The organism is Accumulibacter sp. (assembly GCF_036625275.1).
Taxonomy (GTDB): Bacteria; Pseudomonadota; Gammaproteobacteria; order Burkholderiales; family Rhodocyclaceae; genus Accumulibacter.
Window position 1 is genome coordinate 1 of sequence record NZ_JAZKUD010000078.1, and the last position, 19,065, is coordinate 19,065.

Consider the following 19,065-nt stretch of genomic DNA (forward strand, 5'->3'; position numbering starts at 1 on the left):
ACCGCGGCGGCCAGTGCCGCGGGTCCGTACTGCACCGGCGCAGAAATGCCTTCGGGAAACGCGCCGCGGCAAATCTTGCCGCAAGCGGCACACTGACCGGCAAGAACCTGATGCTCGGCAACCTCGAAGCGCAGGGGCGGAAGATCGAATACCTGACGTGCTTCCACCACGGCCAGTTCCCCAAGCGGCGTCTGGCACGCGTCACAGCGCGCCAACGGCGCATGCGTCACCACCCGATCCACTTCGGCAACTTTCTCCAGCGTGTACCCACGGTGCCCTTTCTGCCCGCCTGTGGGCTTGCCTCCCGGCTTCCTCAGCGACTTCGGCTTCGGCTTGCTCAAACCATCCGAGGACGGTGGCTTGCTCGAATTCCGGCTGTTTTGCGCCAGCCGCGCTTCCAGATCCACCCCCTTCGCCTGAAGCGCCGTCACCTGTGCCACCAGATCGCGCACCAGCGCACGCAACGGCCACAGTTCCCGGATCAAGCCGTCTTTTTCGGCAACACTCAGGCGATCAAGATCTGGAAGTTCGTCCATGCACAGTCAATAGCACGAGGCATGCCATGCACCTGAGTAGTTACCGGTGACAAAGGAAAAACTGTGTCAGTTTTCAATCGGTGTTGACACATGTCAGCCTGTGGGCCAATACGCATGCAACCCATACCTTTCTTCCCGACAGCCTCTCGGCTTTCCTGCGTTGTTACCCGCAGGTCAGCATCACGCTGGAAGAACATACGAGTCCCGAGATCGTGATGGCCGTTGTCCGGGGAGAAGTTGAAGTCGGGGTGGTTGCGGAATCTGTCGAAGGGGTCCTTTCGGCAACGCCGCATGAAATCGCTGCGGCGGTCTGGTCGCGTGGTAGGCCCGTATTGACTGATCGAGAAGCCTCCCGATGCCGCCGTCCCGCGCCTGCGCGTCCGGGTCGCCGCCGAGCTGGCCGACTGTCGCTGCGGCATCGACGGCCTCGCCCGGCGCGTGCGTCAGTGACTGGCCGAAGACCCCTTCACCCCTTCAGCGCCGCCCTGTTCGTTTTTTGCAATCCGGCCGGCGCACGGCGGTCAAACAAAGGCGCGGGCCTTTCCGTTGCCGGCGGCGACCCCGCGGGCAGTCGTGCTGCAAGCGGCGGCACGCCTCACTCCGGCCTTTGCCGAACTCGCTGAGCAGGCGGGCGAGGGCACGGTGCTCGACCATAACGAGACCACGAGGTGCCTCCTGAACTTCAGGAGGCGGGCACCAAAGCACGGCCACCGGGCGCCCGTGCGGATCGCCCCGGGCGATCCTCCAAACGGTCATGACTTTGCAAGATACCCCCGATGATGAAAGTCATGACCGTTTCCCTCTCCCCCGACCCCTCCCCCACGAGGGGGGAGGGGAGATTCGAGAGTCGCTCACGACTTCCATAGTAACCAGGTCGCTTCCTGCCTCCCGCAGGCGCAGCGCAAATGCGTCGAGGTTGCCAACGCCTTTGCCGACAAAGTCGCCTTCGTCCTCAGGACCCTGCGCGAGGTCTTCCGTTCCGACCAGCAGGCGAGGCGGAAAGGTCTTTCGCCGTCCGGGCGTCTACTCCTGCTTCCCTCTCATTCCATCCGGGCCATCGTCTACGCTCGCTGATCGAAGACTTCATCCAACGATTCGGCGTCAAGCACCTTGATCGCCCAGGTTTCCAGTTGATCGATGCTTGCGCTGGTCAGTCGGGCGCGGACAGCCTCAGGAATACCACAACGCCGAACCCGGTGCGACCTGGTTGCGCCGGCTGACCGACATCTGGCCGCACGCGATCTGGCTCAACCCCGAGGCGGAACAGTCGTGGCCATACCGGCAATCGATCTCGCTGATCTACAAGCTGATGGGGGCGGATGTTTCCGCTGACGCTCGACCCTGCCATGGCCCACGCTGCATTGCGGGCCGGTTGCGGTGGCGCGGAGCAGTGCTCCGCGAAACCCCGCCTTCGCCCCCATGAGGGGAAGGGATGATCACCACGGTCAACACTTCGCCATCGAACAAGGCACTTCGACCCACCTTTGCATGCGCCCTCGAACGCCTCAAGGGATGACCTCAAGCTGCCGTGGCTGACCACCGACGTACTCGAGCCGACCGTGCAGGGCCCTGCTGACCTGTACCAGGCCTTGTGCGTCGACCCGCAGCACCTGCTCGATCTGCAAGGCACGCGCCAGACGCGGCCAGTCGCTACCGGCGATGAATAGCGGCTTGGAAGCAACGTCGCTGAGCGTTCCAGCCGCCGCGCGCGGCGAGATCAGGACACTCAGCGATTGCGTATGCGACGCCGGTTGCGCGCTGCGCGGGTCGAGCAGATGACAGTAACGGTGACCGTCAAGCTCGAAGAAGCGCTGATAGTCGCCCGAGGTACCGATTGCTTCACCGTTCGTCAGTTCGATCGTCGCCAGCGGCCCGGGCTGGCGCGGATGCTGGATGCCGACGCGCCAGCGCTGCCCATTCTTGCTTCCCAGCGCCATGACATTACCGCCGATGTTGATCAATGCATGGTGCACCCCCTGCGCCTGCAGAATCGCCACTGCGCGGTCGAGCGCAAACCCCTTGAGGTAGCCGCCAAAATCGAGGGCCACTTCGCGCTTGTCGCTGCTGGCGTAAGCACCTTCGATCCGCAGGTCGAGGATGCTCGGCCGGGCCGCCTGCCAGGCAGCCAGGGCCAGCGGATCGGGCAGCGCGGCCGGCAATTCGTCGGACTGGAAACCCCAAAGGCCGATCAGACGGCCGATTCCCGGATCGAAAAGCCGTTCGCCAAGGTGTGTCAGGCGCTGTGCTTCGGCAATCAGTCCGGCCATTTCCGGCGTCACCGGCTGCCGCCTGCCGGCCGCGATGGCCGTGTTCAGCGCGCTCAGTTCGGAAGGCTTCCAGGCATGGTAGGTGCGGTGCAGGCGATCGAACTCGCGCAGCACGGCTGCCGCGGCCGGACGCGCAGCCGTTTCGTCGAGACCGGCGATCAGCACTTCGACGCGGGTCCCGAAAACGAAGGCTTCCTGACGATGCAAGGGCGCCCGCTCGCAGGCCGTCAGGACGCTGGCGAAAAGCAGTGCGAGCCAGCAGAGCAGGAGGCTAGGGGGAGGCAAGGCACTGGCGATCGAGTGCAGCAATGAACATGGCGGCGGCGTCGAATCCGGTCTGCTCGGCGATTTCGACCATGCAGGTCGGGCTGGTGACGTTGATCTCCGTCAGCCAGTCGCCGATCACATCGAGACCGACCAGCAGCAGGCCGCGAGCAGCCAGCACCGGCGCCAGCGTGCTGGCGATTTCCCAGTCGCGGGCGCTCAGTTCGCGGGCCACGCCGGTGCCGCCGGCGGCCAGGTTGCCGCGGGTTTCGCCGGCCTTGGGGATGCGCGCCAGGCAATAGGGAACCACTTGACCGCCAACGATCAGGATGCGCTTGTCGCCTTCGACGATTTCCGGAATATAGCGTTGCGCCATGATCGTGCGCGCTCCGTCACGGGTCAGCGTTTCGACGATCACATTGCGGTTCGGGTCGTCATCACGGACGCGGAAAATCTGGGTTCCACCCATGCCGTCGAGCGGTTTGAGAATCGTGTCGTGTTCGTAGTCGATGAACGAATGGATTACCGCCGCGTCGCGCGCCACCAGCGTCGGGGCCGAAAAGTGCGCGAACTCGGCGATCGACAACTTCTCGGAATGGTCGCGCAGGGCGCGCGGCCGGTTGAAAACGCGCGCGCCCTCGGCTTCGGCACCTTCGAGCAACCAGGTGGTGGTCACGTATTCCATATCGAAAGGTGGGTCCTTGCGCATCACGACGGCACGGAAATCACGCAAGGCGACGACGTGACGGTCGACCTCGACGAACCAGTCATGATCGTCGGCGAGCATTTCCAGATGCACCGCGGTAGCGCAGACGCCGTGTAGCGGCGACCAGTGAATCGCCTCCTGCTGGATCGTCCACACCGCGTGCCCCGCCGCCTGGGCAGCGCGCATCATTGCGATACTGGTATCCTTGTAGGCCTTCAGCGACCGCAGGGGGTCGACGATGAATGCTATGCGCATGCCACTTGCTCCTCTATCGGTGCCGTACGTTCCAGTTCGAGCGCAGCCGCGAGCTGCGCCAGGCGGGCAACCACGCCGTAGACGTAAAAGCGGTTCGGTGCTGCATCGGGATTCTGGCAATGGTCGGGTAACGAGCAACTGGTCTCGAAGGCCAGCGGTTCGAAGTGCATGCCTGGCGCGTTGAGATTCTCATCCTTGCCACGCCCGCTATGGACACGGTAGAAGCCGCCCACGACAAAGCGGTCGATCATGTACACCACCGGTTCGGCGACGCCTTCGTCGTTGCCGCTGCCGACCCGCTCATAGGAATGCACCCCTTCCTGGATGATCACCTGCGACACCGCCAGGCCTTCCTTGATCACCGACATCTTGTTGCGCTGCCTGCGGTTGAGGCCGGTCACCTGGGCTGCATCCTTGACCGTCATCACCCCCATGCCATAGGTACCGGCATCGGCCTTGACGACCACGTAAGGCGTTTCTTCGATCCCGTATTGCTGGTATTTTTCGCGGATCAGACCGAGCACGGCATCGACATTGGCAGCCAGGCAGTCCTCGCCCTGTCGCTCATGAAAATTGACGCTGCTGCAGACCGAAAAGTAGGGGTTGATCCGCCACGGATCGATCCCGACCAGCCTGGAGAAGTTTTCCGCCACCTCATCGTAGGCTGCAAAGTGGTTCGACTTGCGGCGCAAGGCCCAACCCGCATGCAGCGGCGGCAGAACGAACTGTCCGTCGAGGTTCTGCAGAATCGGCGGGATACCCGCCGAGAGATCGTTGTTGAGCAGGATGGCACAGGGGTCGAAGCCTTCGAGGCCCAGCCGGGAGCGACTGCGCAGCAGCGGTTCGAGGAGCAGCGAGCTGCCGTCGGGAAGTGCCACCGGCGTCGGCCTGTCGATCTCCGGCGACCACGAGCCGAGGCGCACGTCGAGGCCGGTCAGGCGCAGGATCGCCGCGAGCTGTGCGACGTTCTGCAAATAAAAGAGGTTGCGCGTGTGCTTCTCGGGAATCAGCAGCAGTCTTCTGGCGTCGGGGCAGATCCGGTCGATCGCCGCCATCGCCGCCTGCACGCAGAGCGGCAGGAAGGTGGCGTCGAGGTTGTTGAAGCCCCCGGGAAACAGGTTCATGTCCACCGGCGCCAGCTTGAAACCTGCGTTGCGCAGGTCGACCGAGCCATAAAAAGGCGGCGTGTGCTCCTGCCACTGCCCGCGCAACCAGCGCTCGATCTCCGGCATGGCGTCGAGGAAACGCCGCTCGATCTCCAGCAGGGGCCCGCTGAAGGCAGTCATGAGACGTGGAACCATGGGTTTTCTCTCCTTTCCGTCAGCGCCGGTCGGCGCAGCGGAATGCTCGGTGGAAACACCTGCGTTACGGCAGATCGACCTGAGATCTTACAGCGGCAAGGCCTTTTGCAGGCGATCCGGACGCACCGTCAGCGTTCCCCCCAGGGCATCACCGGCACTGTCGAGATGCTGTTCGCCGGCGCGCCGTCGATCAGCTTGCGACTGATCGCGAGGTAGACCAGGGTCTTGTGGGCTTCGTCCCACATCCTGACGACACGGGTCTCCTTGAACAGAATCGAAGTGTCTTCGGCAAACACCGTGGCCTCTTTCGGCAGCTTCGCAGGCAGCGTAATCGGCCCGGTCTGCCGGCACGCCAGCGAGAACTGCGAAGGATCCTGCGCGAGGCCGAACGACCCGCTGATGCCGCCGGTTCTCGCCTGGCTGACATGGCAGGTCACGCCCGGTACCTTCGGATCGGGAAAACTCTCGACGCAGACCCGGTGATTGGCGCCAATCAGCTTCCATTCGGTGGTCACACAAGCGACCTGCTCGGCCATCGCCGGTGCGCTCCAGAAGGCCAGCAGGCCCCAGACCAAGGCCTGCAGACACGGCGTCCCATGTTGGTTGCGATTGATCAATTTCCCTCTCCTCGTTCCGGATACGCGGCCAGCATCACCTGGCCGAGTTGCCCCACCGGCGAGCCGCGCCGCGCACGCTGACCGAGATGCCGGTCTTCCGAAAGCAGGGTCTTGATGCGGTTCCGGAACATTCCCTTGATCGTCACCCGGTCGCCCTGGGTAGCGACGACCGCGCGCAAGGATTCGTTGTCGTGCAGGCCGATGATCTGCACGCCCTTGCCGGCCGACAGGCGCTTCATCTGTTCGAGCGGGAAAACCAGCAGGCGGCCATCTTCGGACAAGGCCGCCAGATGATCCTTGCCGGCCAGCCTCACCGGCGGCAGGATGGTCGCGCCCTCTTCGACACTCAGAAAGGATTTGCCGGCCTTCTGACGCGACAACAGGTCGGCGTAGGTGCAGACGAAGCCGTAGCCCGAAGTCTTGGCGATGAGCAGTTCGTCGCCCGGCAGTCCGGTGAGCACATGCGCGATCTTCCCGGTACCGAGTTCGACGAACGACGACAGCGGCGCGCCCATGCCGCGACCGTCGGGAAGACTGGCGACCGCCAGGGTGAAAGCGCGCCCTTCGGTCGACAGGATCACCAGCGAGTCCACCGACCGGCATTCCTGTGCCGAACCGGCGCGATCGCCGTCCTTGAAAGCGACGCCCGAGAGGTCGAGGTGGTGCCCCTGCCGGACACGCGCCCAGCCCTTCTCGGAGATGATCACGGTCACCGGTTCGTCGGTGACGGCTGCGACCTCCGAGCGCGAAGCGGTGGCCGCCGCGAGGAGAATTGTCCGGCGGGCGTCGCCATGCTTCTCGGCATCGGCCCGGATTTCGCGAATCACCTGCCGGCGTAGCAGCGTGTCGCTGCCGAGCAGTTTGGCCAGGCCTTCGCGTTCACTGCGCAGCTTCGCGAGTTCCTGCTCGATGCGGATTCCCTCGAGTCGGGCCAACTGACGCAGGCGGATTTCCAGGATGTCTTCGGCCTGCCGGTCCGAGAGCGTGAAGCGCGCGATCAACGCCTTTTTCGGATCGTCGGATTCACGAATGATGCGGATCACTTCGTCGATGTTGAGGAAGACGATGTGCCGGCCTTCGAGAATGTGGATGCGGTCGTCGGCCTTCTGCAGGCGGAACCCGGTACGCCGATGCACGGTCTGGATGCGGAAGTTGCACCACTCGCCGATCAGGTCGGCGAGCGATTTCTGGCACGGTCGGCCGTCGATGCCGACCGCCACCAGGTTGATCGGCGCCGAGGTTTCGAGACTGGTATGCGCCAGCAGCAACGCCACGAACTCGTTGCGGTCGATGCGCGAACTGCTCGGCTCGAAGACCAGACGCACGTCGTCGTCCTTGCCCGACTCGTCGCGCGCGCGATCGAGTTGCGAGGTCATCAGCGCCTTGAGCTGTGCCGCCGCCTGTTCGATCACCTTCTTGCCCGGTTTCGGCTGCGGATTGAGCAGGGCCCCGACCTCGGAGAGCACCCTGGCCGAAGAAACGCCCGGAGGCAACTCCTTGAAAACCACCTGCCAGGCACCTCGCGCCATTTCTTCGATCTCGTAGCGCGCACGCACGCGCAGGCTGCCGCGGCCACTGCTGTAGGCGGCGGCGATGTCGCTCGCCGACGAGATGATCTGGCCACCGCCGGGATAGTCGGGGCCGGGAAGGTGCGCCATCAGTTCGCTGACGCCGGCGGCCGGGTGCTCGATTTTGTGGATCACCGCCGCGGCAACTTCGCGCAGATTGTGCGAAGGCATTTCGGTGGCCATGCCAACGGCGATTCCCGAAGCGCCGTTGAGCAGCAGGAAAGGCAGCCTGGCCGGCAGGAATGCCGGTTCATCGAAGGAGCCGTCGTAGTTCGGCTGAAAATCGACGGTGCCTTCGCCGAGCTCGCCGAGCAGCAGTTCGGCAATCGGCGTCAGGCGCGCTTCGGTGTAGCGCATCGCCGCGGCGTTGTCGCCGTCACGCGATCCGAAATTGCCCTGGCCGTCGACCAGCGGGTAGCGCAGCATGAACGGCTGCGCTACCCGCACCATCGCGTCGTACGCCGAGGTGTCGCCATGCGGGTGATACTTGCCGATCACGTCGCCGACGACGCGCGCCGACTTGACTGGTTTGGCGGTTGCCGACAATCCGAGTTCGCGCATCGCGAAGAGGACGCGGCGCTGCACCGGTTTCAGCCCGTCCTTGACATCCGGCAGGGCGCGCCCCTTGACCACCGCGATCGCATACTCCAGGTAATCGCGCGCCGCCGAATCATGCAGCAGGATGCTGTCGTCGTCTTCGCCAGGCGGCAGGACCGCCGACGGCGGCGGTACGCCTGGCGGTGCCGCCGGCACGTCGAGCAGGTCGCCAAACAGGTCTGGCGTCGAATTTTTCCTCACTGGCAGATCACCCTCAAATTTCTGCGCCGATCAGGGCGCCGTTTTCTTCCATTCACGATCCACGTGCCGATCCGCCGGATCGCTCTTTGGCCATCCGCAGGCTCATCCCCGGCCTGGCGGTCTCGGTACCGGGCTTGCGCAGGCGTATCAGGGGGGCGTGCCAGGCGACCTCGTCGTCTCCCGGAGCGGCTCGGGATTCGTTTCCCCGGGTCCATGGCAACATGAAATCGACACCTCCTCCGGCTGGATTCCCTCTGCAGTTACAGGCGTTCGATCGCCGCCTGGCACCCGTCGCTGTCGGACGCCTGGATCTTTCGCAGCCCGTGCTTCCTACCCTGGCCGGGGAAGAATAGGTGATCCAACGCCATCTCCGCAAGTGTTTCGGGCTCTGACACTGTGTACTACGTTCGCCCCCTCGCGGGGGGAGGGACCTATCGGTGCCTCCCAACACTTCAGACGCAACACGGGAAGCCCCCTCCCGCGGTCAAGCGCAAGACCAACCGGAAGTCGGCGAGGGACAAGTCTCTACACTCCCGACATTCCCGAGCACGCGCGGCATGCTGCGATGCGGTAAAATGTCGGCATGTTCTATCCTTTGTTACGTCGTTTTTTCTTCGCTCTCGACCCTGAAACCGCACACCTTGTCGGGATGAGCGGTGTCGATTTCCTCAACGTCACGGGCGCGCGCTGTCTGCTTGCTGCGGCGGTGCCGCCGGACCCGCGGCAGGTGATGGGGCTTGCTTTTCCCAACCCGGTCGGCCTGGCGGCGGGACTCGACAAGAACGGCGAGCATATCGACGCTCTGGCCGCCCTCGGTTTCGGATTCATCGAGATCGGTACCGTCACTCCGCGGGCGCAGCCCGGCAACCCGAAGCCACGCCTGTTCCGTATTCCGGAGCGGCAGGCGATCATCAACCGCATGGGCTTCAACAACGATGGCGTCGAGAAGCTGCTGGCCAATGTCGCCCGTTCCCGCTTCGCTGCTGCCGGCGGAATTCTCGGAATCAATATCGGCAAGAACTTCGATACCCCGATCGAGAACGCCGCCGACGATTACCTGACCTGTCTTGAGCGCGTCTATGGCGCCGCCAGTTATGTGACGGTCAATATTTCGAGTCCGAATACCAGGAATCTGCGCGAATTGCAGCAGGACACTGCGCTCGACGCGCTGCTCGGTCGGCTGAAAGGCGCCCAGTCGCGGCTCGCCGACCGCCATGGCCGGTATGTGCCGCTGACCCTGAAAATTGCTCCGGACCTCGAAGATTCGCAGATCCAGGCGATTGCCGACCTGTTGCGCCGGCACCGGATGGAAGGTGTCATCGCCACCAACACCACGCTCTCGCGAGCCGCTGTCGCCGGCCTGGCGAATGCTGAACAGGCAGGCGGCCTTTCCGGTGCGCCGCTGCGGGCGATGTCCACCGCGGTGGTGAAAAAACTGTCGCTCGCCCTGGCCGGTGAAGTGCCGATCATCGGTGTTGGCGGCATCCTGTGTGGTGCCGACGCGGTCGAGAAGGTCACTGCCGGTGCCAGCCTGGTACAGTTCTATACGGGCTTCATCTACCGCGGTCCGGGGCTGGTCGGCGAGGCCGCTGCGGCGATCGCCGGGCAGCGCCGTGTTTGACGGTACATGGCGTGGTTGGCAACGTGGTTGAATGCACATACTGGCCGGGGGATAATCGCGGCGCCCCGGACCCGGTCGTCTCCTGCCCAACGGTCGTGGCTACCCGGACACCCCTGATCATGAAAGCCCTCACCGTTTCCACCACTCCCGCCCCTCTCCGGCACGCCGGCGAAGGGGAGATTCGTCAGCCGTCAGCGCGACTTTCAGGGTAAGCGAAACATGAGCCACTACCTGTTCATCATTGTCGGCGCCGTCCTCGTGAACAACGTCGTGCTGGTGAAGATCCTCGGGCTGTGCCCGTTCACAGGGGTTTCCAAGAAGCTGGAGACGGCGTTCGGCATGGGCGCGGCGACCACTTTCGTGCTCACCGTGGCGACCGGTGCCAGCTACGTCATCGATCACTACCTGTTGATGCCGTTCGGGCTCGAATATTTGCGGACCCTCTCCTTCATCTTCACCATCGCCGCCATCGTGCAGCTCACCGAGATGGTGATCCAGAAGACCAGCCCCTTGCTGCACCAGGTGCTCGGCATTTACCTGCCGCTGATCACGACCAACTGTGCGGTACTCGGCGTACCCTTGCTGAATATCGCCAACAAGCATGATTTTGTCGAGTCCCTGCTTTTTGGTGCCGGCTGCGCTATCGGTTTCTCTCTGGTTCTGGTGCTCTTTGCGGGTATCCGCGAACGCGTCGAAGGGGCCGACGTGCCGACCCATTTTCGGGGCACAGCGATTGCCATGGTGACCGCCGGCCTGATGAGCCTGGCGTTCATGGGCTTTGCCGGACTGGACAAGTATCAATGATCAGCACGCTGGTGATCATGGCGCTCGGTGCCATCGTGCTCGGTGCCGCGCTTGGCTACGCGTCGATCAAGTTCAAGGTGGAGGGTGATCCGCTGGTCGAGAAAATCGAGGCGATCCTGCCACAGACGCAGTGCGGCCAATGCGGTTATCCGGGGTGCAAACCTTACGCGGCGGCGATTTCAGCCGGTGAGGCCGACATCAACCTGTGCCCGCCGGGCGGCATGGACGGTGTGCGCAAGCTCGCCGACCTGCTCGGCCGTGAAGTCAAGCCGCTGGAAGTCGAGGAGAAGCCGAAACAGGTGGCGATCATCGACGAGACGACCTGTATCGGCTGTACCCTGTGTATCCAGGCCTGCCCGGTGGACGCCATCGTCGGCGCCGCCAAACAGATGCACACCATCATCGAACCGCTGTGCACCGGTTGCGAGTTGTGCATCAAACCCTGCCCGGTCGAGTGCATCCACATGCAGCCGATCACCGAGAATCTCGATAACTGGAAGTGGAAATACCCGGTGATCGAAATCAAGCGCGCTGCCTGAGTTGCCGGCAATGCTCCAACACCTGTTCGCTTTCAAGGGCGGTGTCAAACCGCAGACCAACAAGGCCCCGTCGGTGCAGCAACCGATCGGCCAGGCACCGTTGCCGGCGCGCCTGTACGTGCCCTTGCACCAGAGCATCGGCGGCTCGCCGAACCCGCTCGTCGAAGTCGGCGAGCAGGTACTGAAAGGGCAATTGATCGGGGGTGCCGACGGCTGGATGTCGGCGGCCGTGCATGCACCGACTTCCGGCATCGTTCTGGCGATCGAGCACCATGTGGCTGCGCACCCTTCGGGTCTGCCGACGCTGACCGTGGTCATCGCGCCGGATGGTCGTGACGAATGGATCGCACGTACGCCGCTCGATTACCGGAGCCTGGCGCCCGAGCGCGTCCGCGAAGCGCTGCGCGATGCCGGTGTCGTCGGCCTCGGGGGCGCCGTCTTTCCGAGCCACGCCAAGCTCACCGCGGCCAGCTCGGTCGCCGTCGAACAACTGGTCATCAACGGGGCCGAGTGCGAGCCCTTCATGACTTGCGACGACCTGCTGATGCGCGAGCGCGCCGAGGATATCGTGCGCGGAAGCGCGATCTTTCGCGAGTTGCTGGCGGCCAGGCGAGTGCTGATCGGCATCGAGGACAACAAGCCGGAAGCCGTCGCGGCAATGCAGGCAGCGGTGCAGCGGCTGGGCGAGGATCATGAGGTGGTCGCCGTTCCCACACGCTACCCGGCCGGCGGTGCCAAGCAGTTGATCCGCGTGCTGACCGGCAAGGAAGTTCCGGCCAGCAAGCGCTCGACCGAACTCGGCGTACAGTGCTTCAACGTCGCCACTGCCTATACCGCGTATCGGGCACTGGCCCACGGCGAACCGGTGATCTCGCGCATCGTCACCCTGACCGGCAACGTCCTGCAGCCACGCAACTGGGAAGTGCGGCTCGGGACGCCGCTAAGCGACCTGGTTGCGCTCGGCCAGCCGAAAGCCGACACCCGCAGTTACCTGATGGGAGGGCCGATGATGGGCTTCGAGATCCCCGACCTCGCTGCACCGGTGATCAAGGCCACCAACTGTGTCATCGCCGGTTCGCCGACCCTGTTTCCGACACGTCCGCCCGAGATGCCGTGCATCCGTTGCGGTGCCTGTGCCGAAGTCTGTCCGCACGAATTGCAACCATTCGAGTTGTACTGGTTCGCGCGCGCCAGGAACTTCGGCAAGACGCAGGAATATCATCTCTTCGACTGTATCGAATGTGGCTGCTGCAGCTATGTTTGCCCGTCGCACATTCCGCTGGTGCAATACTTTCGTTTTGCCAAGAGTGAAATCTGGTCGCGCGAGCGCGAAAAACAGGCCGCCGAAGCCGCCAAGGCCCGCTTCGAACTGCGCAATGCACGTGCCGAGCGGGAACAGGCCGAGAAGGCCGAACGCCTGGCCAGGGCCGCCGCTGCCAGGAGCAGCGAACGCAAGCCGGCCAGCGCCGCGGCGAGTCCAACGGTCGCGGTCGCGGAAGCGGGCGTTGCCAGCGCCGTTGCCACCGAGCTGGCCATCGCCTCCCCTCCGGTCGATGCCGATGCGCTGAAGAAGGCGACCATCGTCGCGGCGATGGAACGTGCCCGCGCCCAGCGCGCTGCCGTACAACCCAGAAATACCGAACAACTCACCCCCCAGCAGCAGCGCGAAATCGCCGCCATCGAGGCTCGCCGCGCCAACCTGCAGGCAGAGCCGCCGCCGGACGAAGTGACCCGACCGCCGCAGGCAGCCGAATGATGACGTTCTCGACGCCCCCTTACCTGCTCGGGCAGGGCAGCGTGCGGCGGGTGATGCTGCAAGTGCTGGTCGGCCTGTTGCCGGGCATTGCCGCTTACATCTGGCTACTCGGCGCGAGCATCGTCCTGCAGTTGTTGCTTGCCACGGTCGCTGCGCTGGCCGGAGAAGCGCTGATGCTCTGGCTGCGCGGCAAGCCGCAGGGCCTGTTCCTGAGCGATGGCAGTGCGGTCGTCTCCGCCTGGCTGATTGCCCTGGCCTTCCCGCCGCTGGCACCGTGGTGGCTGATCGTCGGCGGCACGCTGTTCGCGATCGTTGTCGCCAAGCACCTCTACGGCGGACTCGGTCAGAATCCTTTCAATCCGGCGATGACCGCCTTCGCGGTGTGCATCGTTTCGTTTCCGGCCCTGATGTCGCAATGGCCGGCTCTCGGCCTCAAACTGACCCTGGCCGAGCAGATCGATCTGATGGCCGGTCTCACCCCGCGCATCGACGTGATGAGTGGAGCGACTCCGCTCGACGCGCTCAAGACGGCTCTGAAACTCGGCGAGGGCGCGGTCGACGTGCCGACGCTTCTGGCGACGCAGGATGTCTTCGGAAACTTCGCCGGGCGTGGCTGGGAATGGATCTCTGTCGGCTATCTTGTCGGCGGTCTGTGGCTGTGGCAGAAGAAGATCATCGGCTGGCAAGCACCGCTCGGTTTCCTCGGCAGCCTGTCCTTGCTGGCCGCTGCGCTCTGGGTCTGGAGCCCGCAACAGTTCGCCAATCCGCTCTTCCACCTGTTCTCCGGCGGCACGATGATCGGTGCCTTCTTCATCGTCACCGATCCGGTTTCCGGGTCGACGACCCGCCGGGGCAAACTGATCTTCGGTTTTGCCGCCGGTGTGCTGGCCTACCTCATCCGCGTTTTCGGCGGCTATCCCGACGGCATCGCCTTCGCCGTGCTGCTGATGAACCTCTGCGTACCGCTGATCGACAGGTACACCCAGCCACCGATCTTCGGCATGAAGAACGAGCGATGAAGCTGCTGCCCAGGACACCCAGTGCGACCCGGATGGCGATGCGTACGGCGGTCATCCTGCTGATCTTCGTGGTGGTGTTCACCGGCCTGCTGGCGGCCGTTTTTCTGTGGACCCGGCCGGCGATCGAGGCCGCCGCCGCAGAGGAAAAAATGAAGCTGATCGGCGAAGTGCTGCCGCGCGAGCTCTACGATAACGACTTGCTGAGCGACCGTTTACAACTGCCGCCCAACCCCGCCCTGGGTGCCGACGAGGCGTCGACGGCTTACCTGGCACGTCGGGCCGGTCAGGCCAGCGCGCTGGTCTTTGAAGCGGTCGCTCCCGATGGCTATTCCGGAAAGATCCGCCTGTTGATCGCCGTCGCCGCCGACGGCACGCTGCTCGGCGTTCGCGTCACACAACACAAGGAGACACCGGGCCTGGGCGATTACATCGACCCAAGGAAGGACCGGAACAAGGAGCATCCGTGGATCCGGCAGTTCGACGGCCTCTCGCTGGCGACGGTTGTCGACCGCGAGTGGCGGGTCAAAAAGGACGGCGGACGTTTCGACTCGGTGGTCGGGGCAACGGTCACGCCGCGCGCGCTGATCAAGGCGGTGCACAAGGCTTTACACTACGTTGCCGAGAATCGCCGGCAACTCTTTGTCACAGGAGGATGAAAATGATCAGTCGCGAGGAATTCCGTCAGATCGCTGCCAACGGCCTCTGGCACCAGAATACCAGCCTGGTGCAGATCCTGGGCCTCTGTCCGCTGCTCGCCGTGACCACCAATCTGGTCAACGGCGTGATGCTGTCGCTGGCGACGATCCTCGTCATGGCCATCGCCAACGTCGCTGTCGCATCGCTGCGAAACCTGATCCCGCACGAAATTCGCATCCCGGTCTTCATTCTGATCGTCGCCGCGCTGGTGACCGTGGTCGATCTGCTGTTCAATGCCCAACTGCATGAGTTGTACCTGGTTCTTGGCATCTTCATTCCGCTGATCGTCACCAACTGCATCGTGCTGGCGCGTGTCGAAGCCTTTGCCAACAAGAACCCGCCGCTGCATGCAGCATTCGACGGCGTTTGCATGGGGTTGGGCATGTTGTGGACATTGGCCCTGCTCGGCGGACTGCGCGAGCTGATCGGCGGTGGCACGCTGCTGGCCGGGATCGACATGGTTTTTCCGGGGCTGCAGCCCCTGCAGTTGCTACCGGCCGACTATCCTGGTTTCCTGCTGGCGTTGCTGCCGCCTGGCGCCTTCATCCTGCTCGGTTGTCTGATTGCCTGGAAAAACTGGGTCGAGGCCCGCGCCGCGGCGCGCCGGCCGAGTTCGCCGCCGCTGGCACTGGGCGATGGCGTCTGAGAGTCGGCGACGATGGACCGTATTCAGCGCCAGGAACTCTTCGCCCGCCTGCGCTCTGCCAACCCGGAACCGACCACCGAACTTGCCTACGCCAGCACCTTCCAGTTGCTGATTGCCGTCATCCTGTCGGCACAGGCCACCGACAAGAGCGTCAATCTCGCCACCCGGCAGCTCTTTGCCGATGCGCCGACGCCACAGGCGATACTGGCACTCGGCGAAAGCGGGCTGACTCCCTACCTCAACCGCATCGGTCTTTACCAGGGCAAGACCAGGAACATTCTCGCCACCTGCCGGCAGTTGCTTGAACAACACGGCGGCGAAGTCCCGCACTCGCGCACAGCCCTCGAGGCACTGCCGGGGGTCGGTCGCAAGACCGCCAACGTGGTCCTCAACACCGCTTTCGGCGAAGCCACGATCGCTGTCGATACGCACATCTTTCGGGTCGCCAATCGCACCGGGCTGGCCCCCGGCAAGACCCCCCTGGCCGTCGAACGCGAACTGCTGCAGGCGGTACCGGAGGAATTCCTGCATGCCGCCCATCACTGGCTGATCCTGCACGGGCGCTACGTCTGCAAGGCGCGCAAGCCCGATTGCTGGCACTGCAGTATTGCCGATCTCTGTGCCTACCCGGAGAAGACCGGTGCTCCGCCCGGGCCGCCGCCCCGATGAACACCGTCACTGCTCCGATTCCCCGTGCAGCCTGGAGAGGCCATGTTCAATCCCAGCCGTGAACAGGTCCGCCAGTTTTTCTGCGAAGCCTGGCGAAAATATCGCGAACGCGCGATTCTCGAAGGCGCCGAGGTCACGGCGGCCGACCTGATCCGGCATCACCCCGAATACCACGCCCTGCTCGAGAACCCGGCGCTGGCGCTGGAGCAGGAGTTCACGCCCGAGAGCGGGCAGATGAACCCCTTTCTCCACCTCTCGCTGCACCTCGCCGTTGCCGAGCAGATCAGCATCGACCAGCCAGCGGGAATTCGTGCCGCCTATCAGGCATTGCGCACCCGCCTCGACGTGCATGCCGCCGAACACGCGATCCTGGAATGCCTTGGCGAAGCGCTCTGGCGCGCGCAACGGCAGGGTGGGGCCATCGATGCGGTGGCCTACCTGGACTGCTTGCGGCAGACGGCGGGCCGCTGAAGCGCTACAACCTGACCCTTGCCGGGATATTTGTGGGTAAAATCAGACCGTCACAGAGAGGATCACTCCCATGCGCTTTTCCGGCTCCGATACCTACGTCGCCACCCACGACCTGACCCTGGCGGTCAACGCCGCGATCACCCTGCAACGGCCGCTGCTGATCAAGGGCGAGCCGGGGACCGGCAAGACCATGCTTGCCGAAGAGGTTGCCGCGTCCCTGGGCTTGCCACTGTTCGAGTGGCACGTCAAATCGACGACCAAGGCGCAGCAGGGGCTTTACGAATACGATGCGGTGTCCCGCTTGCGCGACTCGCAGCTCGGCGAGGCGAAGGTTGCCAACATCGGGAGTTATATCGTCAAGGGCGTGCTCTGGCAGGCGTTTGAATGCGAAACGCCGTCGGTGGTCCTGATCGACGAAATCGACAAGGCCGACATCGAATTCCCCAACGATCTGTTGCGCGAACTCGACCGCATGGAGTTCTTCGTCTATGAAACCCGTCAGCAGGTGCGCGCGCGCCACCGGCCGGTACTGTTCATCACGTCAAACAACGAGAAGGAACTGCCCGACGCTTTCCTGCGCCGCTGCTTCTTCCATTACATCCGCTTTCCTGACAAGGAGACGATGACCAGGATCGTCAACGTGCACTTCCCTGGCCTGAAGCCGACGCTGCTGCGCGAAGCGCTGGAAGTGTTCTTCGAGTTGCGTGAAATTCCCGGCTTGAAGAAAAAGCCCTCGACCTCGGAACTGCTCGACTGGCTCAAGCTGCTGCTGGCCGAGGACATTCCGCCGGAAGTCCTGCGCAGCAAGGATCAGAAGTCCGCGATCCCGCCACTGCACGGTGCGCTGCTGAAGAACGAACAGGACGTGCATCTCTTCGAACGCCTGATTTTCATGGCGCGTCAGAACCGCTGAGGCAAGGCAAATCGGGCGGCGACGATGCTGATCGACTTCTTCCTGCACCTCAAGGCGAGCCGCCTGCCGGTCTCGATCAAGGAATTTCTGACCCTGCTCGAAGCGCTCCAGCAGCATGTCATCGAACATAGCCTCGACGACTTCTATGTGCTGTCACGTGCGGCCCTGGTCAAGGACGAGACCCATTTCGACAAGTTCGACCGAGCCTTCGGCGAGTACTTCAGGGGAGTCGAGGCACTGCCGGGGATGGACGTACTGATTCCCGAAGAGTGGCTGCGGCAGGCGGTCAAGCAGCATCTGACCGACGCCGAACGCGCCAGACTCGAAAAGCTCGGCTGGGACAAGCTGATGGAAACCTTCAAACAGCGCCTTGCCGAGCAGAAGGAGCGGCATTCGGGTGGCAACAAGTGGATTGGCAGCGGCGGCAGCTCGCCGTTTGGACACGGCGGTACGCATCCCGAGGGGATCCGCGTCGGCGGCAGGAGCGAGAACCGCTCGGCGGTCAAAGTCTGGGAGAAGCGCGAATACCGCAACCTCGACGATCGCATCGAAATCGGCACGCGCAACATCAAGGTCGCGCTGCGCCGCCTGCGCCGTTTCGCCCGCCAGGGCGCTCCCGACGAGCTTGACCTCGAAGGCACGATCACCGGCACCGCGCGCAACGCCGGCTGGCTCGACCTGCACATGCGCCCGGAACGTCACAACGCCGTCAAGGTGCTGTTGTTCCTCGACATCGGCGGCTCGATGGACGACCACATCCGGGTCTGCGAAGAACTCTTCTCGGCCTGCCGCAGCGAGTTCAAGCACCTCGAACACTACTATTTCCACAATTGCGTCTATGACCGTCTGTGGAAGGATAATCGCCGTCGCCACAGCGAGCGCATCGCTACCCACGACGTGCTGCACAAATACGGCAACGACTACAAGCTGATCTTCGTCGGCGACGCGTCGATGAGTCCTTACGAACTCGTACAGCCCAACGGCTGCATCGAATACAACAACGCCGAACCCGGCGCGACCTGGTTGCGCCGGCTGACCGACACCTGGCCGCACGCGATCTGGCTCAACCCCGAGGCGGAACAGTCGTGGCCATACCGGCAATCGACCTCGCTGATCTATAACCTGATGGGCGGACGGATGTTTCCGCTGACGCTCGATGGGTTGGAGCGCGGGATGAGGTTGTTGAGCAAGTAGTCGGGCCAGGTCGCAACCCGGCTCCTCGCAGAACGCTGGACTCCTGAAGGAGCACATGCGCGCCAGTGCACCGGGAATTCGACGTACGACTCCGCCTGCAGCAGCGGTTGACCGCAGAGCCACGAGCGCGCAGACCCCAGGTGTCCGATCTTCTTGCACCTGCGCCGCAGCCCGATTTCCAGATCTGGCCGGGCTTCCAGCGGTATTGCCGCCGCCGGGGAAGTCTGTGGATTGGCACCCGGAAACGCACTGCTGGGGTCTTGAAATCACGCATGCGTGATTTCAAGACCCCATGTGTGTCGGTGAATGTCAAGGTAGTTGTCGCCTGAGTTCATGTTGCCAAACGCATACTTTCTGCGCTAGCGGTGGCCGCGGAGACGATTTCGTCACGCTCCGGGTTGAGTGTCACGGCGCCGATCGGCGAC

General features: G+C 63.8%; 19 protein-coding genes. 12 read left to right on the forward strand and 7 right to left on the reverse strand.

Annotated elements, in window-relative coordinates; translation table 11 throughout:
- On the reverse strand, window positions 1-536 hold a 536-nt coding region (locus V5B39_RS17705), incomplete at its 3' end, for a DUF6444 domain-containing protein (RefSeq protein ID WP_332344190.1).
- 80 nt (window positions 537-616) lie between these two features.
- Here V5B39_RS17705 and V5B39_RS17710 point away from each other — a divergent pair.
- On the forward strand, window positions 617-1,159 hold the full coding sequence (locus V5B39_RS17710; protein ID WP_332344191.1) for a LysR substrate-binding domain-containing protein: 543 nt from the start codon (window positions 617-619) through the stop codon (window positions 1,157-1,159).
- 882 nt (window positions 1,160-2,041) lie between these two features.
- On the opposite strand, the gene V5B39_RS17720 is transcribed toward V5B39_RS17710, so the two are convergent.
- From V5B39_RS17720 to V5B39_RS17745, 6 genes are all read right to left on the reverse strand, one after another.
- Window positions 2,042-3,088: an FAD:protein FMN transferase gene (locus tag V5B39_RS17720; RefSeq protein ID WP_332344192.1), complete on the reverse strand. Its 1,047-nt coding sequence runs from the start codon at window positions 3,086-3,088 to the stop codon at window positions 2,042-2,044.
- Window positions 3,075-4,028: a glutathione synthase gene (gene gshB, locus V5B39_RS17725; RefSeq protein WP_332344193.1), complete on the reverse strand. Its 954-nt coding sequence runs from the start codon at window positions 4,026-4,028 to the stop codon at window positions 3,075-3,077. The genes V5B39_RS17720 and gshB overlap by 14 nt, the downstream gene beginning before the upstream one ends.
- Window positions 4,019-5,329 (reverse strand): glutamate--cysteine ligase, encoded by a 1,311-nt coding sequence (gene gshA / locus V5B39_RS17730; protein WP_332344194.1) that lies wholly within the window; start codon window positions 5,327-5,329, stop codon window positions 4,019-4,021. The genes gshB and gshA overlap by 10 nt, the downstream gene beginning before the upstream one ends.
- A gap of 128 nt (window positions 5,330-5,457) precedes the next feature.
- A complete protein-coding gene (locus tag V5B39_RS17735) occupies window positions 5,458-5,865 on the reverse strand; it encodes a CreA family protein (RefSeq protein WP_332344208.1) in 408 nt (135 codons plus the stop codon).
- 77 nt (window positions 5,866-5,942) lie between these two features.
- Window positions 5,943-8,312 (reverse strand): DNA topoisomerase IV subunit A, encoded by a 2,370-nt coding sequence (gene parC / locus V5B39_RS17740; protein ID WP_332344195.1) that lies wholly within the window; start codon window positions 8,310-8,312, stop codon window positions 5,943-5,945.
- A 52-nt stretch (window positions 8,313-8,364) separates the two neighbouring features.
- Complete coding sequence (locus tag V5B39_RS17745; protein WP_332344196.1) at window positions 8,365-8,535, reverse strand: hypothetical protein; 171 nt, start codon at window positions 8,533-8,535, stop codon at window positions 8,365-8,367.
- A gap of 360 nt (window positions 8,536-8,895) precedes the next feature.
- On the opposite strand from V5B39_RS17745, the gene V5B39_RS17750 reads away from it, so the two are divergent.
- From V5B39_RS17750 to V5B39_RS17800, 11 genes are all read left to right on the forward strand, one after another.
- Entirely contained in the window at window positions 8,896-9,933 is a 1,038-nt protein-coding gene (locus V5B39_RS17750; protein WP_332344197.1) for a quinone-dependent dihydroorotate dehydrogenase, read from the forward strand.
- Between the two features lie 219 nt (window positions 9,934-10,152).
- Window positions 10,153-10,737 carry an electron transport complex subunit RsxA gene (gene rsxA / locus V5B39_RS17755; protein ID WP_332344198.1) on the forward strand — a complete coding sequence of 195 codons (585 nt, stop codon included), beginning with the start codon at window positions 10,153-10,155 and terminating at the stop codon, window positions 10,735-10,737.
- Window positions 10,734-11,276, forward strand: a complete 543-nt coding sequence (gene rsxB, locus V5B39_RS17760; RefSeq protein ID WP_332344199.1) for an electron transport complex subunit RsxB — start codon at window positions 10,734-10,736, stop codon at window positions 11,274-11,276. Before rsxA ends, rsxB begins: the two co-directional genes overlap by 4 nt.
- A gap of 10 nt (window positions 11,277-11,286) precedes the next feature.
- Complete coding sequence (rsxC, locus tag V5B39_RS17765) at window positions 11,287-13,032, forward strand: electron transport complex subunit RsxC (protein WP_332344200.1); 1,746 nt, start codon at window positions 11,287-11,289, stop codon at window positions 13,030-13,032.
- Complete coding sequence (locus tag V5B39_RS17770) at window positions 13,029-14,051, forward strand: RnfABCDGE type electron transport complex subunit D (RefSeq protein ID WP_332344201.1); 1,023 nt, start codon at window positions 13,029-13,031, stop codon at window positions 14,049-14,051. Before rsxC ends, V5B39_RS17770 begins: the two co-directional genes overlap by 4 nt.
- Window positions 14,048-14,707 carry an electron transport complex subunit RsxG gene (gene rsxG / locus V5B39_RS17775; protein ID WP_332344202.1) on the forward strand — a complete coding sequence of 220 codons (660 nt, stop codon included), beginning with the start codon at window positions 14,048-14,050 and terminating at the stop codon, window positions 14,705-14,707. The genes V5B39_RS17770 and rsxG overlap by 4 nt, the downstream gene beginning before the upstream one ends.
- Window positions 14,708-14,709: 2 nt before the next feature.
- On the forward strand, window positions 14,710-15,393 hold the full coding sequence (locus V5B39_RS17780) for an electron transport complex subunit E (RefSeq protein ID WP_332344203.1): 684 nt from the start codon (window positions 14,710-14,712) through the stop codon (window positions 15,391-15,393).
- A gap of 12 nt (window positions 15,394-15,405) precedes the next feature.
- A complete protein-coding gene (gene nth, locus V5B39_RS17785) occupies window positions 15,406-16,062 on the forward strand; it encodes an endonuclease III (RefSeq protein ID WP_332344204.1) in 657 nt (218 codons plus the stop codon).
- Between the two features lie 42 nt (window positions 16,063-16,104).
- Window positions 16,105-16,533 (forward strand): DUF1841 family protein, encoded by a 429-nt coding sequence (locus V5B39_RS17790; protein WP_332344205.1) that lies wholly within the window; start codon window positions 16,105-16,107, stop codon window positions 16,531-16,533.
- A gap of 70 nt (window positions 16,534-16,603) precedes the next feature.
- Window positions 16,604-17,446, forward strand: coding sequence for an AAA family ATPase (locus V5B39_RS17795; protein WP_332344206.1), 843 nt, complete (start codon window positions 16,604-16,606; stop codon window positions 17,444-17,446).
- A 24-nt stretch (window positions 17,447-17,470) separates the two neighbouring features.
- Window positions 17,471-18,640 carry a vWA domain-containing protein gene (locus tag V5B39_RS17800; RefSeq protein ID WP_332344207.1) on the forward strand — a complete coding sequence of 390 codons (1,170 nt, stop codon included), beginning with the start codon at window positions 17,471-17,473 and terminating at the stop codon, window positions 18,638-18,640.
- Window positions 18,641-19,065: the final 425 nt, after the last annotated feature.

Excerpts from the sequence above, each read along its gene's own strand:
- gshB (WP_332344193.1), bottom strand. The coding sequence starts at position 4,028 with ATGCGCATAGCATTCATCGTCGACCCCCTGCGGTCGCTGAAGGCCTAC.
- gshA (WP_332344194.1), bottom strand. The coding sequence starts at position 5,329 with ATGGTTCCACGTCTCATGACTGCCTTCAGCGGGCCCCTGCTGGAGATC.
- V5B39_RS17735 (WP_332344208.1), bottom strand. The coding sequence starts at position 5,865 with ATGGCCGAGCAGGTCGCTTGTGTGACCACCGAATGGAAGCTGATTGGC.
- V5B39_RS17745 (WP_332344196.1), bottom strand. The coding sequence starts at position 8,535 with ATGTTGCCATGGACCCGGGGAAACGAATCCCGAGCCGCTCCGGGAGAC.
- V5B39_RS17750 (WP_332344197.1), top strand. The coding sequence starts at position 8,896 with ATGTTCTATCCTTTGTTACGTCGTTTTTTCTTCGCTCTCGACCCTGAA.
- rsxA (WP_332344198.1), top strand. The coding sequence starts at position 10,153 with ATGAGCCACTACCTGTTCATCATTGTCGGCGCCGTCCTCGTGAACAAC.
- rsxB (WP_332344199.1), top strand. The coding sequence starts at position 10,734 with ATGATCAGCACGCTGGTGATCATGGCGCTCGGTGCCATCGTGCTCGGT.
- rsxC (WP_332344200.1), top strand. The coding sequence starts at position 11,287 with ATGCTCCAACACCTGTTCGCTTTCAAGGGCGGTGTCAAACCGCAGACC.
- V5B39_RS17770 (WP_332344201.1), top strand. The coding sequence starts at position 13,029 with ATGATGACGTTCTCGACGCCCCCTTACCTGCTCGGGCAGGGCAGCGTG.
- rsxG (WP_332344202.1), top strand. The coding sequence starts at position 14,048 with ATGAAGCTGCTGCCCAGGACACCCAGTGCGACCCGGATGGCGATGCGT.
- V5B39_RS17780 (WP_332344203.1), top strand. The coding sequence starts at position 14,710 with ATGATCAGTCGCGAGGAATTCCGTCAGATCGCTGCCAACGGCCTCTGG.
- nth (WP_332344204.1), top strand. The coding sequence starts at position 15,406 with ATGGACCGTATTCAGCGCCAGGAACTCTTCGCCCGCCTGCGCTCTGCC.
- V5B39_RS17790 (WP_332344205.1), top strand. The coding sequence starts at position 16,105 with ATGTTCAATCCCAGCCGTGAACAGGTCCGCCAGTTTTTCTGCGAAGCC.
- V5B39_RS17795 (WP_332344206.1), top strand. The coding sequence starts at position 16,604 with ATGCGCTTTTCCGGCTCCGATACCTACGTCGCCACCCACGACCTGACC.
- V5B39_RS17800 (WP_332344207.1), top strand. The coding sequence starts at position 17,471 with ATGCTGATCGACTTCTTCCTGCACCTCAAGGCGAGCCGCCTGCCGGTC.